Origin of the sequence: Succinivibrio dextrinosolvens, assembly GCF_900116345.1 — a bacterium.
In the GTDB taxonomy this organism is placed as follows: Bacteria; Pseudomonadota; Gammaproteobacteria; order Enterobacterales; family Succinivibrionaceae; genus Succinivibrio; species Succinivibrio dextrinosolvens_B.
The window spans coordinates 1-16,947 of record NZ_FPAH01000050.1 but is presented as its reverse complement, the minus strand read 5'-3'; the positions used below and the strand labels follow the sequence as shown (position 1 = coordinate 16,947).

Below are 16,947 nucleotides of genomic sequence, written 5' to 3'. Positions count from 1 at the left end.
CAGTCAGATCATTGAGCAGATTCTGCAGAGTCTTAATGGTAATTTCCCTGCCCACGTATGGTTTTAACACCGACTGAAGTTCACTTCTGCTGAGCCTGACCTGAGATTTGACTTCAACATTGTTTAAAGTCTGAGCACATACAGAGCCGGTAAATACCACCAGCACAGCAACGGCAAGATTTAAAAGAATTTTTCTGATTCCTGTCATAAACATACCTGCTTAATTCACATAAAGGTAAAAAAACGGGTGCGGCAAACATCCGAGGACTCATTGCCACGAGTCAGAATTTTTTGATTTAGGAATTCCGCACCCGGATAAAAAAAATGAATGTGGAAATTATGCGGTGGGAAATTTTGGCCTTCCGCGTAAGGGGGTCATTTTTTTCCAGAATTAAGGGGGTATAACAGATATTACTTTGATTTATAAGGGATAAAAAAACAGAAAAGTACATTGTCAAAAGGGTTGACATGGACTTAAATTAGATATATTTGAAAAAGGTAAATACATAGGATGATATTCATCAAGTAATATGGTATCTTCTGAGGGGCATGATTTAAGTAAATACCCTATAAGCAAACGATGCACCTGTCTTCACAATGTATGCGTATTTATGTTATGGCAATAGATATTTCAATGGACGCATACAGAGGACAATTACATTTTTTAGCTTTTTGAACAAATCGTCGCTGTGTTCAGAATATCATATAACAGGTTTGCAAATATACGGAGAGCATTCTGCTTAGCCTTTTATATCACTCACGATAACTGCTAAATCGAGACTCTTTTATAATTATATTTGCAGAGAGCTTTGAAATTTGTCTATTTCGTAAAATCCTATTTATTTGATACTGCTTGAAATAGATATTACGATTTTTGCAACAATTCAACATTTTTATAAAGAGATTTGAGAGTAGAATCGTTTGTATGCAAAAGAAACTTTCCTGAGTGAATGGTATTAATTTAAATCATGATTTAAAAGATGATAGTTAATAAGATCGAGAGCAACAATCCGGGTAAAAGCAAATAGTTCTACTCTCTTTATAGAAAGATAATTGGAAACAATGAGATAATTTTATAATTATTCTTCTATTATTTGTTTGTTATAACAAAGCAAATAACAATATAATTACTTGTAATATATACAAAAAAAGAGAATAATATGGCTGAATTACCATATGCCTGTACAAACTTTGAATCACTGCGTAATTCAGGCATGATTTACGTTGATAAGACTGATTTAATCTATGATATTGCTAGATTAAAGATTCCATATTTCCTAACAAGACCAAGACGTTTTGGTAAATCTCTTCTTTTATCAACTTTAGAATCAATATTTTCTAATGGAACTAAGTATTTTAAAGACCTGAAAATAGAAAAACTTTGGAAAGAACAGAATACATATAAAGTTATTCGACTAGACTTCTCATCACTCACTTATGATGATCCAGCATCATTTGATAGAGGAATAAAAGAGAAACTTCTGGACTATGTTTCCAAGTACAAACTACCTGTAGTAAAACGCAAAGATAATCGGTCAGCAGGTGAAACCTTATCAATGATCATAAATTCAGTACCAACAGATACTTTTGTGCTGTTAATTGATGAGTATGATCATCCTTTAACTCATTCTCTAGATGATAAAGAGCTATTTTCATCACTTAGAAACTATTTAAGCGGATTTTTTGGGGCCATCAAGTCAGATGTTGGTCGATTACGTTTTTTCTTTATGACAGGTGTTGGAAAATTTGCTAAGGCATCTGTTTTTTCACAACTAAACAACCTATTAGATATTTCTCAGAGTGCAAAATATGCGGCACTTCTTGGATATACTGAAGAAGAACTTCGCTTCTATTTCAATGACCATGTATGTAACGCAGCAAAACTTTTGCATGTCACATATGAACAGATATATACAGAGCTAAAAAATTACTATGATGGCTATAGAATGACCGAGGATAGTTCTAAACAGGTTTATAATCCTTGGTCATGCTTAAGTTTTCTTTTACACCCTGAAAATGGATTTAGAAACTACTGGTATGAAACAGGTGGCGCATATCCAACAATTATTGCAAAATATCTTAGAAGTATCAAAGAAACTCCACTTGAGTCTCTGCTTGGAGTAAAGATTACTAAAGATGATTTAAATACTTTCTACGATTACTTTGAAGTTCCTACTGTAAGTCTTTTATATCAGACTGGATATTTGACAATTAGAGAGGAATACAATGAGCTTTATAAAATGAATCAGCTAGTTTTATCTCCTCCTAACCTAGAAGTTAAGTCTGCACTTGCTAAACTTTATCTAATGGAAATTAGGAAAGAGAAGATCGGAGTTGATGATATCCATTTATCCGAGGTTTTAAGAGCAGACTTTGCAGAGCACAATTATTCAAATATGGAAGCTCATTTCAATATTATTCTAAATAATTTTGGATACGACAACAAAGTCGCCTTTGCAGACGAAAGAAACTGTAGAGACTTCGTTGATCTTGCATTATGTGTAGGAGGTCTGTATACAAGAAAGGAAGTTGTTAGAGCTAAAGGAAGAGCCGATCTTGTTGTTGAACTTCCAGATGAAAGATTTATTTTTGAATTTAAGTTATCTAAAAATAAATCTGATGAAGTATTACTTAATGAAGCTTCTTTGCAGCTTAAAGAAAAGAAATATGGAGAAATATTACCTATAAAAAGAATAAATAGAATTGCAGTTGTCATAAATTCAAAGAAAAAAGGCATTTCTTTCTTTAAGTTACTGAAGGAGTAACGATATATCGGTTTGTCCAAGGAGCACTTTCTCAGGAGGGGCCCTGCCCTCCTTTGATAGATGTATTAATCAATTGATGATCCCAAAGCGTGAAATGCATGATCATTTAACGTGAAGAAGCCACTTATCTATATGATGCAGAAGATCTGCGTATTTTTACATTGTCAATTCCATTAGATTTCAAATAATCACAAATATCTTTTTCTAAAGATACATTTTTTGGGCCGATAAAGACCTGCTCTATAAAGTTGTCTGAGAATTTAAGTGGATAATACCGAGAAATGCTATTGTTTTGTAACTAGTCTAACTAAAGCAATTGACGAATTCGTCAATTGCTTTAGGTTGACCAGTTACAGTCGTAATTTTCCCAAACCTGAAATGACAACCTCACCATAAAGCTTCAGAATATCCATGTCGATTTTGTTTACTAAAAGGTCTGACATGGATACTCCTAACATAAAAATCACAGCTCAGTACCAATCCTTCACAGCTACAATTGATTGGATTGAAATTTACAAGCGCTTTGAAGAATCAAAACTCTCCTGTTATTCGTTCTACAAAAGTGTTTTCCCTTCTCTTATTAAGGAGCTTTTTCCTTCTGGATATATGCCGTCTTTATCAACCCTAAGGCTTCATTTTCGAAAAATAAAAAAGGATGGAGTTGATGGGTATATTCAATCGAGTCGAGGCTTAGCAAGTTATAAGAAATGGAATTCCATTTATGACGATATGCTCAGGTCCGGTTTAAAAATGAATGATTTCTTTGAAAAGAGAATTCGAGGAACTATGAAATGCGGACGCAGTGCTTTTTACAGAAAAATGGACAAAATAAAGAAGGAGAGGGAACCAATGACGAATACAGAATCTCAAGATAAGAGCGTAAACATTGTTACGCTTAGTCAGGAACAGTTTGAACAAAAGGAAAAGTCATCCTCAGTTCAACTCTCAGCTCCATTGCCATCAAAGACTGTAACAGTAAACGTGAATCTATCAAAAAATACATCGATTACTTTTGAAAGTTCCAATCCAGAATATTCTGTTGCTCAGATTATTGCTACACTGGGGAGACTCTGACGATGAAAATTGATTTCAGTCAGGGAAGGATAACACTGGTGATTGTGCCTTTCGATTTACGCTTCGGATATTATCGTCTGGCACAAATATCAGCAGAATTACTGCATATTGATATAAATAAAGGACAGGATTATGTAGTGTTTATATCAAAAAAACGCTCCATAGCCAAAATCATTTACTCTGATTCCAAAGGCAATCTGCTGATTACAAGAAAGCTTCACCAGAACAAGTTTCAGTTATTACTGGCACGAGCTAATGGTCCTGCAGCAGAACCTTTAACAGTAAAAGAATTGGAATCTTATCTGGATGGAGAACCTCTGGAAATAAAGCGCACCTCTGTACTTAAAGGCTAAATTATTTATTGAGATAACTCACAGATTTAAAACAAAATAATCATAAAAAAACAGCCTGTTTTTGCATAAGAAATTGGCAGGTATACCTCTCCTTAAAAATACCTCGTATCGATCGATTCAGATCGACCGAGATCTCCAAATAACCTCAGGTATCTCCCCCTATTACAGCATAACTAAAGTCGCTCTATTTGGCTCTATACCGCAATCTGATGCGGTTTAAAGAGTATTTTTAATAAGGTAAAATATATTACAGATAATAATGTAATCAGAGGCGACTAATGTCTACAAGTAAGATTCTGAACCCGGAAAATATGAGCAGAGAAGAGCTTATTGCTATGCTCATGAAAACCCAGTCAGAATTAGATACCACGAAAGAAGAACTTAAAAAAAGTAATGAAAAGAACGTAATGCTAGAAGAGCAGTTAACGGGCGTTCAGGAAGTTACCGCTGAAGGCTTCAGACAGGTATCAGAACTTACTCAGAATCTAAATAAGAGAGTGATTCTGCTGGATGATGTACTCTCTATGAATCTTATAGAGCAGATTGAGTTTGCATTCGCAGAACAGGTGGAATGGATTCAGAATGCCAGAAGCCTGTTTAATCAGACGCCTTTTAATAAAGGCTCTGACGTCAAAGGCAGTAAAAAGAAGCTGGATGAAGCAGAAGCTGCAACCAAAAAGCTAAATGGCTCAATAAAAAATGCCGGCAGAAGTATTAACCGAGTAGCTAAAACCATAGCCGACGCTGTAACTGCAATGGCTGGAATTGATAAGACCACATATGGTAAGGCTGCAGCTGCGATAAATTCCTTTGTTGAACCTGCAAGAAAAGATGAAGCCAAAAAGAAATCAATAGGCAGAGTTGCAAAGAACAGAGCAACTACCAGGACCGTATCCGCATCGTTAAAAAGTCATGTCTGCAAATCCTGTGGAGGAAACACTGTACCTTATGAGACAGGAAAGCTTGTAGACAAGGTTATCGGTGCCAACCATAAACTTAACGAGATTCTGGGAGTTATTAAGAATATCCATGAAGTTGAGGTCTGCGAAAAGTGTGGTCAGGTCTCAATTGCCATTGCTGATAATCAGGATGTACCAGTAATTCCTAACCGAGAAATCGGAATAGATTACATGTTAGGCTGTTCTGACTTTATCTGCAGAGGTATGGCGCTGAATAACTATATTTCACCAATCAGGGATATGTTTGAAATCGGTAATGACACCATCAGCTATAACCTGCATGATTTCGTAGGCATTTACATCAAGCCTTTATATGACGGCATCATACGAGCAGCAAAGGAAGCTCCGGTACTGTTACTGGATGGAACTCCTTTTGACTGTCTTGAATCCCAGGGCTCAAGAAAGAGTAAAGACAGAAAAACTGAGGAGGTAACTGTAAGCAAGTCCAATTACATTCTGAGTATGGCTGCACCGGTTCATGCCAAGGTTCAGTTTACCGCCTACGGTTATCTGGAAAAACGAAATTTCGATTCCATAAGAAAAGTCATAACTCCAGATTATAAATTTAAGACGCTGGTTACTGATGGCTTCAGTGGATATGAGCAACTGCTGGATGAGCATCCGGGAGCAAAACTGCAGCACTGTCTGGTCCATTTGCGACGATATCTGATAGTTGCCTTTGATTTTAAGAATTACTGTGAAAAGCTAGATGTCCTTGATGATGAGGAATGCAGAGCCTTTGTTATGAAGGATATAGAAGAAGCATCAGACAAGTATCTGATTTACTCGGCATTCAACGCTATCAATAAAATCTATGCCCTAGAGGACAGTGTTGACTATTCAAAAGATGACTATCTGGAACAGATAAACTCTGTCAGAGAAAAAGCCCGTGAGCTTCTGGAGAATGCAGATACTGTCATGGAAGAGATGATTAAGCGTCATATGGTATCAAACAAGAATAATACCAGCCTGGTTGGTAAAAAAGGAGATATCTACTCCAGAGCCTGTGTTTACTGGTATCAGCAGCGACCTTTTATAAAAGAATTCCTCAATGATCCGCTGGTTCCACCTGACACTAATATCGTTGAACAGGCAATAAGACCGATTACCGTATTCAGAAAGAATGCAAACTGGAAGGCTACAATCTCATATATGGAGGATTTATGTATGCTTTACAGCGTATTCATGAGTGCCAAGAAAAACGGTATTGACGATGTGTACGGCTGGCTAAGAACTTACTGCAGAGACTTGTATAAGTACTGTATTGAAAAGCAATGGACAGCCTACATCAGAGAAGGTAAGTCTCTGACAAAGAAAATCCTCACCTGGGATATGGTATCCCTGTCAGAAGGTTTTGAATTCAATAAATATCAGATAATCAAGATCTGATCCTGCCAATCCAACAAACGCGTTTGTTGGAAATCTCAGAAACCTGATTAAATCCCGGGAACGCGTTCGTTGGAATAATCCCAGATACATGATTAAACCCCGGGAACGCGTTCCTGGGATTAGCAAAAGCTTTATTTAAAAGTGCGAAAAAACAGGTTTGGGAAAATTACTTACAGTCTGTCGTACAGATTCTAAAAGTAATTCATTGGTAGCAACGTTTTTTTTGTAGAGGCTCTTCAGAAGTAAGTTTTTTTAGAACAGAAACAGCTCTAGGACTAATGATTGATCTTCCTTCATGATAGTAATCTGAAGAAATTATCTCTCCCCTATAAGCATCCCATACAACAAAAGGATCTGCTATATTTATAAAGCACCAGGCAGTGCCATAATTTCCCTCTACAACATCATCAAGCATAATTATGAAGCTCGTAACTCTTGGTCAAAGCAGAACTTTTTCAAACAAAAGTTTAAAATCTATTCATCCAAATAAAATTTTAGCGATTCATCAAAGTGCTCTAATTTTTTTATGAAAAAATATTTAGAATAGCCGTCAGGACCAAAGATGGAACCATTAAATTTTATTTGAAGTATTTTTTGATTATCTAGAAAATTTAAACAATCATTTATTGATGCATCAAGACAATCAGAATTAACTAAGAATCTAGGAAGATTTGCACTATTTTTTATCAAATCAAGAAAAGCTATATTCTTGTCAAACTTAATTTTCCCAAGTCCATCATTAACCTCAATTGAACAGTATTTACGAATAAAATCAAGAAATTTATCAAGATTAGTCTTTATGTTATAACCGTATGTATACTTTTTTTCTAGATCTCTTATAGTTAGAATAAAACTTTTGTAATCAGGACTTGGTCTTTTACATTTGAGTTCAATTGAAATAATATTAAAAAGTTCTTGTAAATTTGACTCTTCAGAAATAACCATACCTTGCAAAAGATTCAAAGGAAGAGGTAATGATTCAGGTAATAATCCAGAATGACATATAGGAATCACTTTACAAGATTTTCTTATCCATCCAGCCCCCGCTTCAAAATTTATCCATGGCTTAGAAATAGAATTACTACTACAAATAAGTAATTCAATTACACAATTACTAAGAGAATAAGTAATACAATCTAGCCACTTACTTCCAAGCTTAATAGAATCACTATCCGAAGATACAAACACCTCAGTTATACCTAAAAAAGATTCCTCAATTAAATTTTTTAAAGAAATAGCTAATTCTTTCTCTTCATGAGTATGAGAAATAAATATAATTGGTTTTCCCATCAGAAACCTCCTTATTGGAATTTATGGGACAGTCTATTGCTGCTTATGGATTCTATTCTCATAGATAATTATCTGAAATAAAAATTTTTAATCCCAAACAGTTCAATACCAGAATAGAACTAACAGATAAGCTATATCAAATGATATAAAAGCACGTAGATAATCACGATTAATCGCAACAAAACTGATTCTAAATAAGTCCATCTAAAAAAATAGATGGACTTTAACTTCAAGAAAAAATACCTTTTTAATCTTATGGATTAAGAGTCCTTATTATTAGAGCCCACATAAACGTTGTAATTATTCTCAGATGTGATATAAGGGACCAATCTACCATCTTGCCGGCTTGCATTGTTACCCCAGTGTAAAGGCCTCAAGTTAGATACATTATCATCTCCGCCGTAAGATAAAGGAGTAATATGGTCAATCTCCCAACCATAAGGGCTAGAACGATCGCCATAAGCCCACCTTTGTATCCAAGCGCCACACTGATCCTTTCTAAAACCACTGAGCTCAGCGCTATATGAAACAAATTCAGCTTTAGCCCAAACAGCGTTAATTATTTCTTCTGTATACATAAATGTTATCCTTATGTATGAAAAACGGGCTCAAATACAGAATTGATGTGATACAATGATTCTGCGAATAAACATTGAATCACAAATCTGGCATCAACGGCATGAGCCCGGAAAATGCACGTGATTCCGCGGAAACCTGATACATAGGCGTGTATCGGGTTTCTTTTATGATGATATCTCAACAAACAGCCTTCTTCAAGTGCCTATATATTTTTTTTATTTTTTTTAAAATTTTGAGATCTAGAATGCTTTATTCTTAATTTAAACGTTATAATATATAAAAAAATACAAATAACATTTGTAATGCGATTATTCATCTTCAAAAAATACTTATTTCAATTATCAAACAAATAAGTTGTTTCATATTCTTTCTTAATGAATTTTATTTATATTAATTAATACGACAATTATTCATAGACTATGTTTTTAAAATTTGCTGTAGAGAATTTTCGATCCTTCAAAGAGGAATATTCAATCAGTTTTATAGCTACTGCAATAAAGGGGCAAGAAAATTCTTTAATTAAAAGAGATAACATTTCAATTCTTCCTGTTCTAGGTATATTTGGACCAAACTCTTCAGGAAAGAGTAATATAATTTTTGCTTATAAAAAAATGAGAAAGCTCGTTCTCAACTCAGTAAAATTAAACCCAGACGAGAAACTTGATTTTGATCCTTTCCTATTAAATAAAGCATCCTCCAACGCTCCAACTAAATTTGAAATTGAATTCTTTGACTCAGATATTAGGTATACATATGGTTTTTCCTATGATTCAAACGAAATTAAAAAAGAATGGTTAAAACATCAAAAAGTTGGACAAAAAACATACAGTCTTTTTTTTAGAGATGCTAACAAATTGGATTATTCTCAAAAGCTGTTTCCAGAAGGAAAAGACAAGATTCAAGCAACAGCAACAAATCGTCTATTCTTATCTTTATGTGCGCAACTAAATGGAGCAATATCACAGAAAATAATCAATTTTTTTAAAAATAGTGGCGTGGTATCAGGATCAAAACCAGAATATTACGCTGGATTTTCTTTGACACAACTAATTGATAAATCGGAACAGTCACAAAAAGCCATTGATTTTTTTAAACGAAACCAACTTGGTTTTTCAGACTTAATAGTTACTCAACAGAAAGTAAGTGATCTTTTAAGGGAAGGTACTCCTGGTATTACAGAAGATCAAAGAAAAGCTCTATTACAGTTTAAAGATAAAGTTTTATTACAAGGTGATACGATTCATAACTATTACGATGATCAGGGAAATAAATTAGGTGAGGTTAATTTTGATCATGAAGAACGAGAATCAGAAGGAACAAAAAAAATAATAGCCTTTTCTGGTCCATTATTTGATGCACTTTCAAACGGTTTAACAATATTTGCAGATGAGCTTGATTCACAAATACACACATCGATAACACGTAGAATAATTGAATTATTCAAGGATCCTAGAACAAATCCACACGGGGCTCAATTAATTTTTTCAGCCAATGATATTGCATTGCTTGATTTTGATGTATTACGTAGAGATCAAATTTTATTCACAAGAAAGAATCGTTACGAAATGTCTAAAATAACTCCAGTAACAGAGTTATTTGGAGATAAAGAAAGGAAACAAAAAATCCGTAGTGATAAATTGCTAAGAGAAAAAATCTGCAATGGGGATTTCGACTATCCGTCTGAGATTTAATCTGTGTTCTAAACTGAGAGAGAAACCGTTTATATAAATTCTCTCTCTTCACTAACGAAACAAATCATTTCAATTAGATTTCAAAAAAATCAAAATCTACTTAAACATTCCTTCCAAATCCTCACAGATCTGTTTCTCAACTTTCAAAGCCTCTTTCCTATTCTCTGCAGTAACACTTATATAAGCCTTAAGCTTTGGCTCAGTACCAGAAGGTCTAATTACAACAGAACCGTTTTCAAGAATAAACTTCAAAACATCAGACGCAGGCAGTCCATCTAAACCATGACTGTAATCTAAAGTCTTAACTACCTTAAATCCAGCAATTGAAGATAATCCTTTATGGAACTTCTCCATAATAGACTTCATCTTAACCATACCTGCAGAACCATCAAACTCATATGAATGAAGAGTATTCAGACAATATCCATAGGTCTTGTATAGTTCGTTTAACTTATCTAAAAGACTTATTCCTCTGCTCTTATAGAAAGCAAACATTTCACAAATAAGATAAGCAGCATTAACTCCATCTTTATCACGAACATATGAACCAGTCAGATAGCCATAGGATTCTTCAAAGCCACAGATATAATCAGCTACTCTTCCCTGAGCTTCAAGTCTGCCTATAACTTCACCAATAAACTTAAATCCTGTTAAAACATTAACTGTAGAAACTCCATAATGAGAAGCAATTTTCTCTGCTAAATCCATAGTCACAATGGTTTTAACAAATACTGGAGTCTTAGGCATCTTGCCATGTTTTGTTCTCTGAGCACAGATGTAATCTAACAGCAGAAGACCAACCTCATTTCCTGACAGTAACTGATGCTCTCCATTAGAATCCTTAACAGCTATACCGCAGCGATCACAGTCAGGATCGGTTGCCAGCAGCAGATCAGCATTATGTTTCTTGGCATATTGAATACCAAGAGCCATTGCCTCTTTAATTTCTGGATTAGGATAGGGACAGGTTGGGAAATTACCATCAGGATTTCTCTGCTCTTCTACAACAGTGACATTATTAAAGCCGGTTTCAGATAATACTTTGGTAATGGGTTTTAGACCGGTTCCATTTAAAGGACTATAGACGATAGATACATCAGTATTGATCTCATCCCCAAAGAGAACTGACTGTTTTTTTACTTCCTCGATAAATGAGGAGAGAACAGAATCATCAATATATTTTATATTACCGCTTGCAATACCATCATCAAAGGATGACTTTTTAATATCATGAAAGATATCTAGTGCATTGATACAGGATAAAATCTCTGATGCGGCTTCTGTAGTAATCTGACAGCCATCCTCACCATAGACCTTATAACCATTATATTTACTTGGATTATGGGAGGCTGTAATCATCACACCAGCAGATGCCTTAAGCTTACGTACAGCATAGCTTACAGTAGATACAGGAAGCAGCTCTGACCAGATATTAACCTTAATACCGTTAGCAGCAAATACAGAAGCTGCAGTTTTAGCAAATACATCGCTCTTGATTCTACTGTCATAACCGATTACAACTGATGGATTATCATATTTACTTAAAAGATAATTAGAAAGGCCCTGAGATGCTTTAGCAACCACATAAACATTCATACGGTTGGTGCCTGCACCAATGGTGCCTCTAAGACCACCAGTTCCAAAGGCAAGATCACGATAGAAGGAATCCTCTATCTTACTATCATCCATTGACTTAAGCTCATTTAAAAGCTCATTATCTTCAACATTCTCAAGCCAACGGTTGTATTCAGCTTTAATATCCATTTATCCTAATCCTTAATTTCTAATTCTTTAACCTTTTACATTTTAGATTTATAAACCTTTCAAGCGGGCTACCTTAAGTATCAGATGAGCAGTACTGTTTGATACAATCTCACCGCTCATAACCATATCAATGGCTTTAGAAAAAGGTATTTTTAAAGTTTCAATAGACTCAGTATCATCAAGCTTCTGCACAGTGGTTTTAACACAGTTCTCGGCCAGAAACAGATGCATAGTATTGGTAAGTTTAGAGGTTGATTCACGTGTACCACCAAGATACTTCCAGTTATCAGATGTATATCCTGTTTCCTCTAAAAGCTCTCTTTTGGCAGTCTCAAGAGGATCATTCTCGTAATTCTCAATCATTCCGGCAGGACATTCTATAATGTCAGACCTGCAGGCATAGCGATATTCTTTTTTAAGGATGATATCACCATCATCAGTAAGAGCACATATCATGGCAGCATTTGGAATGGTTACTGTATAGAAGTCTTCAATAATTTTTGAATCCGGAAGTCTGACCTTGTCTTTATGAAGTTTTACAAAGCGACTGTCAAATACAGTTTCTGTTCTTAAGGTTTGCCACATGGTTACAATCAATTGTATGAAGATTATCTAAAGACTGTTAGTAATGCTAACACAGGTAAATTATCTTGGCTAACAGCTTATATCCAGAAGCTGAGCTTTACCGTGCAGTTTTAATGGAATACTATCTGCAGGAACAAAAATACAGTCTCCTTTAAAGAAAGGGATCATTATGCCTTCTCCAAATAAAACACCACATCCATCAACACATAAAAGAGAATGAAAGCTGTTTGAAAAAGTCTTATATACAGCAAGCTTTCTGTTTTCAGTATTCAGAATGATTCTTTCCACCTGAAAATAACGGCATCGGCACAGAAGCTCATGAGCACAGCCACTCTGATATCTGTAAACTCTCATTGGCTGTCTTGGTGATGCTGATGATTTAAGATTTATTACATCTAAAGCCTTATCAAGATGAAGCTCTCGCTTGTTACCGTTCTTATCGACTCGGTCATAATCATAAAGCCGATAGGTAATATTTGACGACTCCTGTATCTCAGCAATAAGACATCCTGCACCAATCGCATGAACAGTACCAGGTTCAATAAAGAAGAGATCACCCCTGTTAACCTTTACGTGATTTAAATACTTTAGAATTGAACCGTCAGTAGCACTGTTCTTAACCTGCTCTTTTGTCACATCCTGACAGAAGCCGTAAACAAGTTCTGAATCAGCTCTTGAATCTATGACATACCACATCTCGGTTTTACCAAGACTGTTCTCTATCTTTTTGGCATAATTATCATCAGGGTGGACCTGTACAGAAAGATCGGATTTGGCATCAATGAGTTTTACTAAGATAGGCAATTCTGCCCTACCGTCTGTTGCACTTAGAGCATGAGTGCCAAGGTATTCAGTATGACTTTTAAGAATAGAGTTTAAAGACTCTCCTGTATCTACAACAATAGAAGATCCATCCTTGTGGGTTGAGCACTCCCAGGTCTCTGCAAGAGGATTCAGATTGATATTCTTTCCAAAATCATCGTTTAATCTGGTTCCTCCCCAAAGATAGTCCTTGGCCGCAGGTTTTAGTAGAAAAGGCTTATTCTTCATACGAAACTACCTTGAACTCTCCTCTCTATTTGTAACTTATAAATTTATTATTGTTTTTAATACAGCATGTATTATTCGCTTTTGTATTTGAATTATTTTGTTTTCAGTTTGTTCAATTATCTATGTATTATGAAATAACTGCTTTTGTTAAAACTAACAAAACATCTTAACAACTTAGAAAAAGACATTGCTTTGTTAGTCTTTTGGGGCTTTTTAATGAACCTTGTTCATTAGTTCTGAATCATTACTCTTTATACCTTGCAATTTGAAAACAAATCGTTCGTAAAAGTATTAAAGAGGTAATTCATATTTGTGTTTGTCATTAACACTGATTTCAGAACCAAGCTGTACCTCAATAAGCTGCAGTCCGTCTTTCCCCGCTATAACGGTATGTTTGCATCCTGCTGCCATGGTAATAACATCACCAGGCTTTATTAGCTGTTCCATACCATCAACAATGGTTTTACCTGAGCCAGAAATTACAGTCCATACTTCATCACGTCTGTCATGAGAGTGGTAGTTCATATGCTGTTCAGGATTTAAAGTTACTTTAACAGTTAAGCTTTGAGTATCAACATCTATTACTTTGTAATTTCCCCAACTTTTATCCGCAAACATAATCTGTTGGTTGATAGATTCAACATACGGCTTAATATGCGCACTACGCTCTTTATCACTTACAAGAATTCCTTGATTAGACGCAGATATAACAACATTTTGTAGGCCCATAGCAAGAATAGGAACATCAATTTCATTAATAACATTAACATTCATGCAGGTATCGTCAAACCTAACATCACCTACATAATTTTCCTCCATTGCCTCAGTAAGTGTATTCCAGGTACCAAGATCAGCCCATTCACCGCTGAAACGAAGAACAGCAATATCCTTTTCATGCTCAACAACAGCATAATCAAAACTGATTTTGGTAAGAGTCTCGTATTTTGAAAACAGATCAGCGTAATCTGTAAAATCAATCAGCTCATGAGCTCTTTTTAGGACATAACCTAATTTATAGGCAAAGACACCACCATTCCACAGTCCGCCGTTATCGATGTATTTCTGAGCAGTTGTTGCATCAGGTTTTTCCTTAAAGCTCTCAACCTTGGATACCAGCTCTTTAGATGTAGGCATGATATAGCCGTACTTCTCGGATGGGTAGGTTGGGTTAATTCCCATAAGTACAAGGTTGGCAGTATCATTCTTTGCAAATTCACATAGCTTGTTCAATGAAATAAAATAATCATCGCTGACATATGGATCAACAGGACAGACAACCACAGCCTCATCCAGCTTTGCCCCCTTTACATAGTGAAGATATGCTGATGCAAGAACAATTGAAGGGAATGTATCTCGTCTGCAGGGTTCAACACTTATTCCTACATTATCACCAAGCTGGTTATGAATTGAGGATACCTGAGATTTTGAGGTGGCAATGGTAACATTAGCATCAGGATCAACTGTCTTTATCTGACGATAGACTCTTTGAACCATGGATTCATATTCACCATCAGGTGTTTTGAAGATCTTGATAAACTGTTTAGAACGGATATCGTTACTGAGTGGCCAGAGTCTTTTTCCACTGCCACCGGAGAGAAGAATTATGTTCATATGAATCCTATAATAAAATTATGGCGCCAACACGATCTGATCATGATCTAAAAATCGATTGGACCTAGATTTAACCGTATCAGCAGATATTTCTGCTGAAATAAAAATTTTTGTTATGCCTGTTTTTTTTCAGGCACGACAAAGTCCCAAGGTTATTCACTAACTTTGGCTTTGCTCTTTCAAAATTTGATTCAAGATTAAAGCTATTTCTTCGCTTTGATTTTCTTTCTGGTCCTAGCAAACTTCTCTAATGGAGTATCGTCGTCGATACTGGATTGAAAACCACTGTTCTCCAAATCATCAGGGACATCATTTCCTGTCGATTCAGGATGTTTGTAAAAGAGACCGATGAATCTTTCGTCATTCTCTATTTGAGACATATCCTGAGTAAAGAAGGCTTTTAAGAACATAAATCCTACTTCAGCATCCTGTGCCACAATCTGTAAAGATTTAAATGACCATGTTTTCCCCTGATAATAAGGAACATTTTCTCTGATGTAGCTTAATACGTTGCATGCGAGCTTGGTACAGGCAGTGCTGTTAGTAATGTAATCCTTATTTCTCAAAGGAAGAGCATCCTGACGGAATACAACATCAATTACCCAGTGTCTGGCTTCAATTCCCCATCTTTGGAGAATAATATCAAGCATGGTTTCAGCGAACTTTTCATCAAGTCCATCTGGAACAATTGAGCTGATGAAATATCTATCTTCATCCTGCAGTGTTACATCTGAACTTTTGAAGTGTCTGACTGTTCTTACTCTGATGACAGAATGGACATCTGCCCATTTCTTTCTGAGTTCAGACCTTACTACATGTTTCATCTCAAGGATATCTATCTGCTTGGTCTCAATTCTGCCGTGCTCATCAAGAACTCTGATTGCAGACAGAACCTCATGTTTGTATTTACCATTGTCGACAAATTCAAAGGCGGTTCTGACATCCTCTTCAAGAGTGGACTGATTGGATTTTAGTCCCACAACACAGTCTGCATTAACATCCACGGTGGCAGATATCGTACCTGGTCTTGTATTAAGGGAATCCCAGGTAAGAATGGTATTTTGCAGGTTGACCTTTTTAAGCATGCAAAGGATTGCTTCCGCTTCATGTTTTTTCTTATCTACTATAGTCTGACTCAAGGTTAAACCATAGGTTGATGAATAAAGGCTGACAACGTCATACCCACCATGCTTACGTTCATCATTGCCATTCTTACTCTGTCTGGTACCTCTGATGTTCTGTCCTTCTGCAGCAACAATCTCTCTGTCCTGTAAGGCTATTGAGCCAATAGGTTTATCAGAATTATCTCTGTGAGTTACAAAGTAATCCGTCAGAAACTTTACCAGTTCATTGGAATCAATAATACTTATAACCCTTCGGATAGTCTGCTCAGATGCGACTTTATCCCCTAATCCATAGATTAACTGCTGAAGTTCCTTAACATGCTTTTTCCAGAACAATACCTGCTCATGACTGTTTTCATATCCAGATAATCTTGCTAACAGTACTACAGTAGCTATTACATACAGAGGATAAACTATCCTCTCTGGATTACGCGGATCACTGAGATTAAGCTCAATAATTCTTTGAAGAAAAGATGCGCCTTCAAGAAAATTTACAGCAGGAGATACTTCGTTTGACATAATTACTATTCTTATCAATCGGTTACTTTAGATTTCAGAGTTAAGAATATTAATTATTCAACAAAAGTTTTGATCTTTGAATCACATTTTGAAAGAGCAAAATCAGTAGGCTAACTAACTGATTAATTTATATTAATTTTATGAACCAACACTTTTAGCTTTTGTGATAAGCTTCAAATGGTGTTGGCGCCATA

14 protein-coding genes are annotated in these 16,947 nt (G+C 35.6%); 5 read left to right on the top strand and 9 right to left on the bottom strand.

Annotated features, from left to right (window positions below):
• Window positions 1-208 (bottom strand): POTRA domain-containing protein (locus tag BM308_RS11565; RefSeq protein ID WP_177214452.1); only part of this gene is annotated, 208 nt, incomplete at its 3' end.
• 952 nt (window positions 209-1,160) lie between these two features.
• On the opposite strand from BM308_RS11565, the gene BM308_RS11560 reads away from it, so the two are divergent.
• From BM308_RS11560 to BM308_RS11545, 4 genes are all read left to right on the top strand, one after another.
• On the top strand, window positions 1,161-2,765 hold the full coding sequence (locus BM308_RS11560) for an AAA family ATPase (RefSeq protein WP_074945383.1): 1,605 nt from the start codon (window positions 1,161-1,163) through the stop codon (window positions 2,763-2,765).
• Between the two features lie 441 nt (window positions 2,766-3,206).
• Window positions 3,207-3,839 carry a hypothetical protein gene (locus BM308_RS11555; RefSeq protein ID WP_074945382.1) on the top strand — a complete coding sequence of 211 codons (633 nt, stop codon included), beginning with the start codon at window positions 3,207-3,209 and terminating at the stop codon, window positions 3,837-3,839.
• A 2-nt stretch (window positions 3,840-3,841) separates the two neighbouring features.
• Window positions 3,842-4,192, top strand: a complete 351-nt coding sequence (tnpB, locus tag BM308_RS11550; protein ID WP_074945380.1) for an IS66 family insertion sequence element accessory protein TnpB — start codon at window positions 3,842-3,844, stop codon at window positions 4,190-4,192.
• 278 nt (window positions 4,193-4,470) lie between these two features.
• Window positions 4,471-6,540 carry an IS66 family transposase gene (locus BM308_RS11545; protein ID WP_074945379.1) on the top strand — a complete coding sequence of 690 codons (2,070 nt, stop codon included), beginning with the start codon at window positions 4,471-4,473 and terminating at the stop codon, window positions 6,538-6,540.
• Window positions 6,541-6,742: 202 nt separating this feature from the next.
• On the opposite strand, the gene BM308_RS11540 is transcribed toward BM308_RS11545, so the two are convergent.
• From BM308_RS11540 to BM308_RS11530, 3 genes are all read right to left on the bottom strand, one after another.
• Window positions 6,743-6,955: a hypothetical protein gene (locus tag BM308_RS11540; protein WP_074945377.1), complete on the bottom strand. Its 213-nt coding sequence runs from the start codon at window positions 6,953-6,955 to the stop codon at window positions 6,743-6,745.
• A 59-nt stretch (window positions 6,956-7,014) separates the two neighbouring features.
• Window positions 7,015-7,830 (bottom strand): toll/interleukin-1 receptor domain-containing protein, encoded by an 816-nt coding sequence (locus BM308_RS11535; protein WP_074945376.1) that lies wholly within the window; start codon window positions 7,828-7,830, stop codon window positions 7,015-7,017.
• 260 nt (window positions 7,831-8,090) lie between these two features.
• Window positions 8,091-8,408 carry an HNH endonuclease signature motif containing protein gene (locus BM308_RS11530; protein ID WP_074945374.1) on the bottom strand — a complete coding sequence of 106 codons (318 nt, stop codon included), beginning with the start codon at window positions 8,406-8,408 and terminating at the stop codon, window positions 8,091-8,093.
• 420 nt (window positions 8,409-8,828) lie between these two features.
• Here BM308_RS11530 and BM308_RS11525 point away from each other — a divergent pair, with 420 nt between their 5' ends.
• Window positions 8,829-10,100, top strand: a complete 1,272-nt coding sequence (locus BM308_RS11525) for an AAA family ATPase (RefSeq protein ID WP_074945373.1) — start codon at window positions 8,829-8,831, stop codon at window positions 10,098-10,100.
• Window positions 10,101-10,196: 96 nt separating this feature from the next.
• Here the strand turns inward: BM308_RS11525 and BM308_RS11520 are convergent, their stop codons facing one another.
• From BM308_RS11520 to BM308_RS11500, 5 genes are all read right to left on the bottom strand, one after another.
• The gene (locus BM308_RS11520) at window positions 10,197-11,864 is read right to left on the bottom strand and encodes a phospho-sugar mutase (RefSeq protein ID WP_074945371.1); all 1,668 of its coding nucleotides are present in this window, start codon (window positions 11,862-11,864) and stop codon (window positions 10,197-10,199) included.
• A 48-nt stretch (window positions 11,865-11,912) separates the two neighbouring features.
• The gene (locus tag BM308_RS11515; protein ID WP_074945369.1) at window positions 11,913-12,449 is read right to left on the bottom strand and encodes an NUDIX hydrolase; all 537 of its coding nucleotides are present in this window, start codon (window positions 12,447-12,449) and stop codon (window positions 11,913-11,915) included.
• A gap of 69 nt (window positions 12,450-12,518) precedes the next feature.
• On the bottom strand, window positions 12,519-13,499 hold the full coding sequence (locus tag BM308_RS11510) for a type I phosphomannose isomerase catalytic subunit (RefSeq protein ID WP_074945368.1): 981 nt from the start codon (window positions 13,497-13,499) through the stop codon (window positions 12,519-12,521).
• A 291-nt stretch (window positions 13,500-13,790) separates the two neighbouring features.
• Window positions 13,791-15,110 (bottom strand): sugar phosphate nucleotidyltransferase, encoded by a 1,320-nt coding sequence (locus BM308_RS11505; protein WP_074945366.1) that lies wholly within the window; start codon window positions 15,108-15,110, stop codon window positions 13,791-13,793.
• Window positions 15,111-15,313: 203 nt separating this feature from the next.
• Window positions 15,314-16,753: an ISAs1 family transposase gene (locus tag BM308_RS11500; protein WP_074945031.1), complete on the bottom strand. Its 1,440-nt coding sequence runs from the start codon at window positions 16,751-16,753 to the stop codon at window positions 15,314-15,316.
• Between the last annotated feature and the right edge of the window lie 194 nt (window positions 16,754-16,947).

Bases quoted from the DNA above. Each gene is read 5' to 3' on its own strand.
- BM308_RS11560 (WP_074945383.1), top strand. From the start codon at position 1,161: ATGGCTGAATTACCATATGCCTGTACAAACTTTGAATCACTGCGTAAT.
- BM308_RS11555 (WP_074945382.1), top strand. From the start codon at position 3,207: ATGGATACTCCTAACATAAAAATCACAGCTCAGTACCAATCCTTCACA.
- tnpB (WP_074945380.1), top strand. From the start codon at position 3,842: ATGAAAATTGATTTCAGTCAGGGAAGGATAACACTGGTGATTGTGCCT.
- BM308_RS11545 (WP_074945379.1), top strand. From the start codon at position 4,471: ATGTCTACAAGTAAGATTCTGAACCCGGAAAATATGAGCAGAGAAGAG.
- BM308_RS11540 (WP_074945377.1), bottom strand. From the start codon at position 6,955: ATGCTTGATGATGTTGTAGAGGGAAATTATGGCACTGCCTGGTGCTTT.
- BM308_RS11535 (WP_074945376.1), bottom strand. From the start codon at position 7,830: ATGGGAAAACCAATTATATTTATTTCTCATACTCATGAAGAGAAAGAA.
- BM308_RS11530 (WP_074945374.1), bottom strand. From the start codon at position 8,408: ATGTATACAGAAGAAATAATTAACGCTGTTTGGGCTAAAGCTGAATTT.
- BM308_RS11525 (WP_074945373.1), top strand. From the start codon at position 8,829: ATGTTTTTAAAATTTGCTGTAGAGAATTTTCGATCCTTCAAAGAGGAA.
- BM308_RS11520 (WP_074945371.1), bottom strand. From the start codon at position 11,864: ATGGATATTAAAGCTGAATACAACCGTTGGCTTGAGAATGTTGAAGAT.
- BM308_RS11515 (WP_074945369.1), bottom strand. From the start codon at position 12,449: ATGTGGCAAACCTTAAGAACAGAAACTGTATTTGACAGTCGCTTTGTA.
- BM308_RS11510 (WP_074945368.1), bottom strand. From the start codon at position 13,499: ATGAAGAATAAGCCTTTTCTACTAAAACCTGCGGCCAAGGACTATCTT.
- BM308_RS11505 (WP_074945366.1), bottom strand. From the start codon at position 15,110: ATGAACATAATTCTTCTCTCCGGTGGCAGTGGAAAAAGACTCTGGCCA.
- BM308_RS11500 (WP_074945031.1), bottom strand. From the start codon at position 16,753: ATGTCAAACGAAGTATCTCCTGCTGTAAATTTTCTTGAAGGCGCATCT.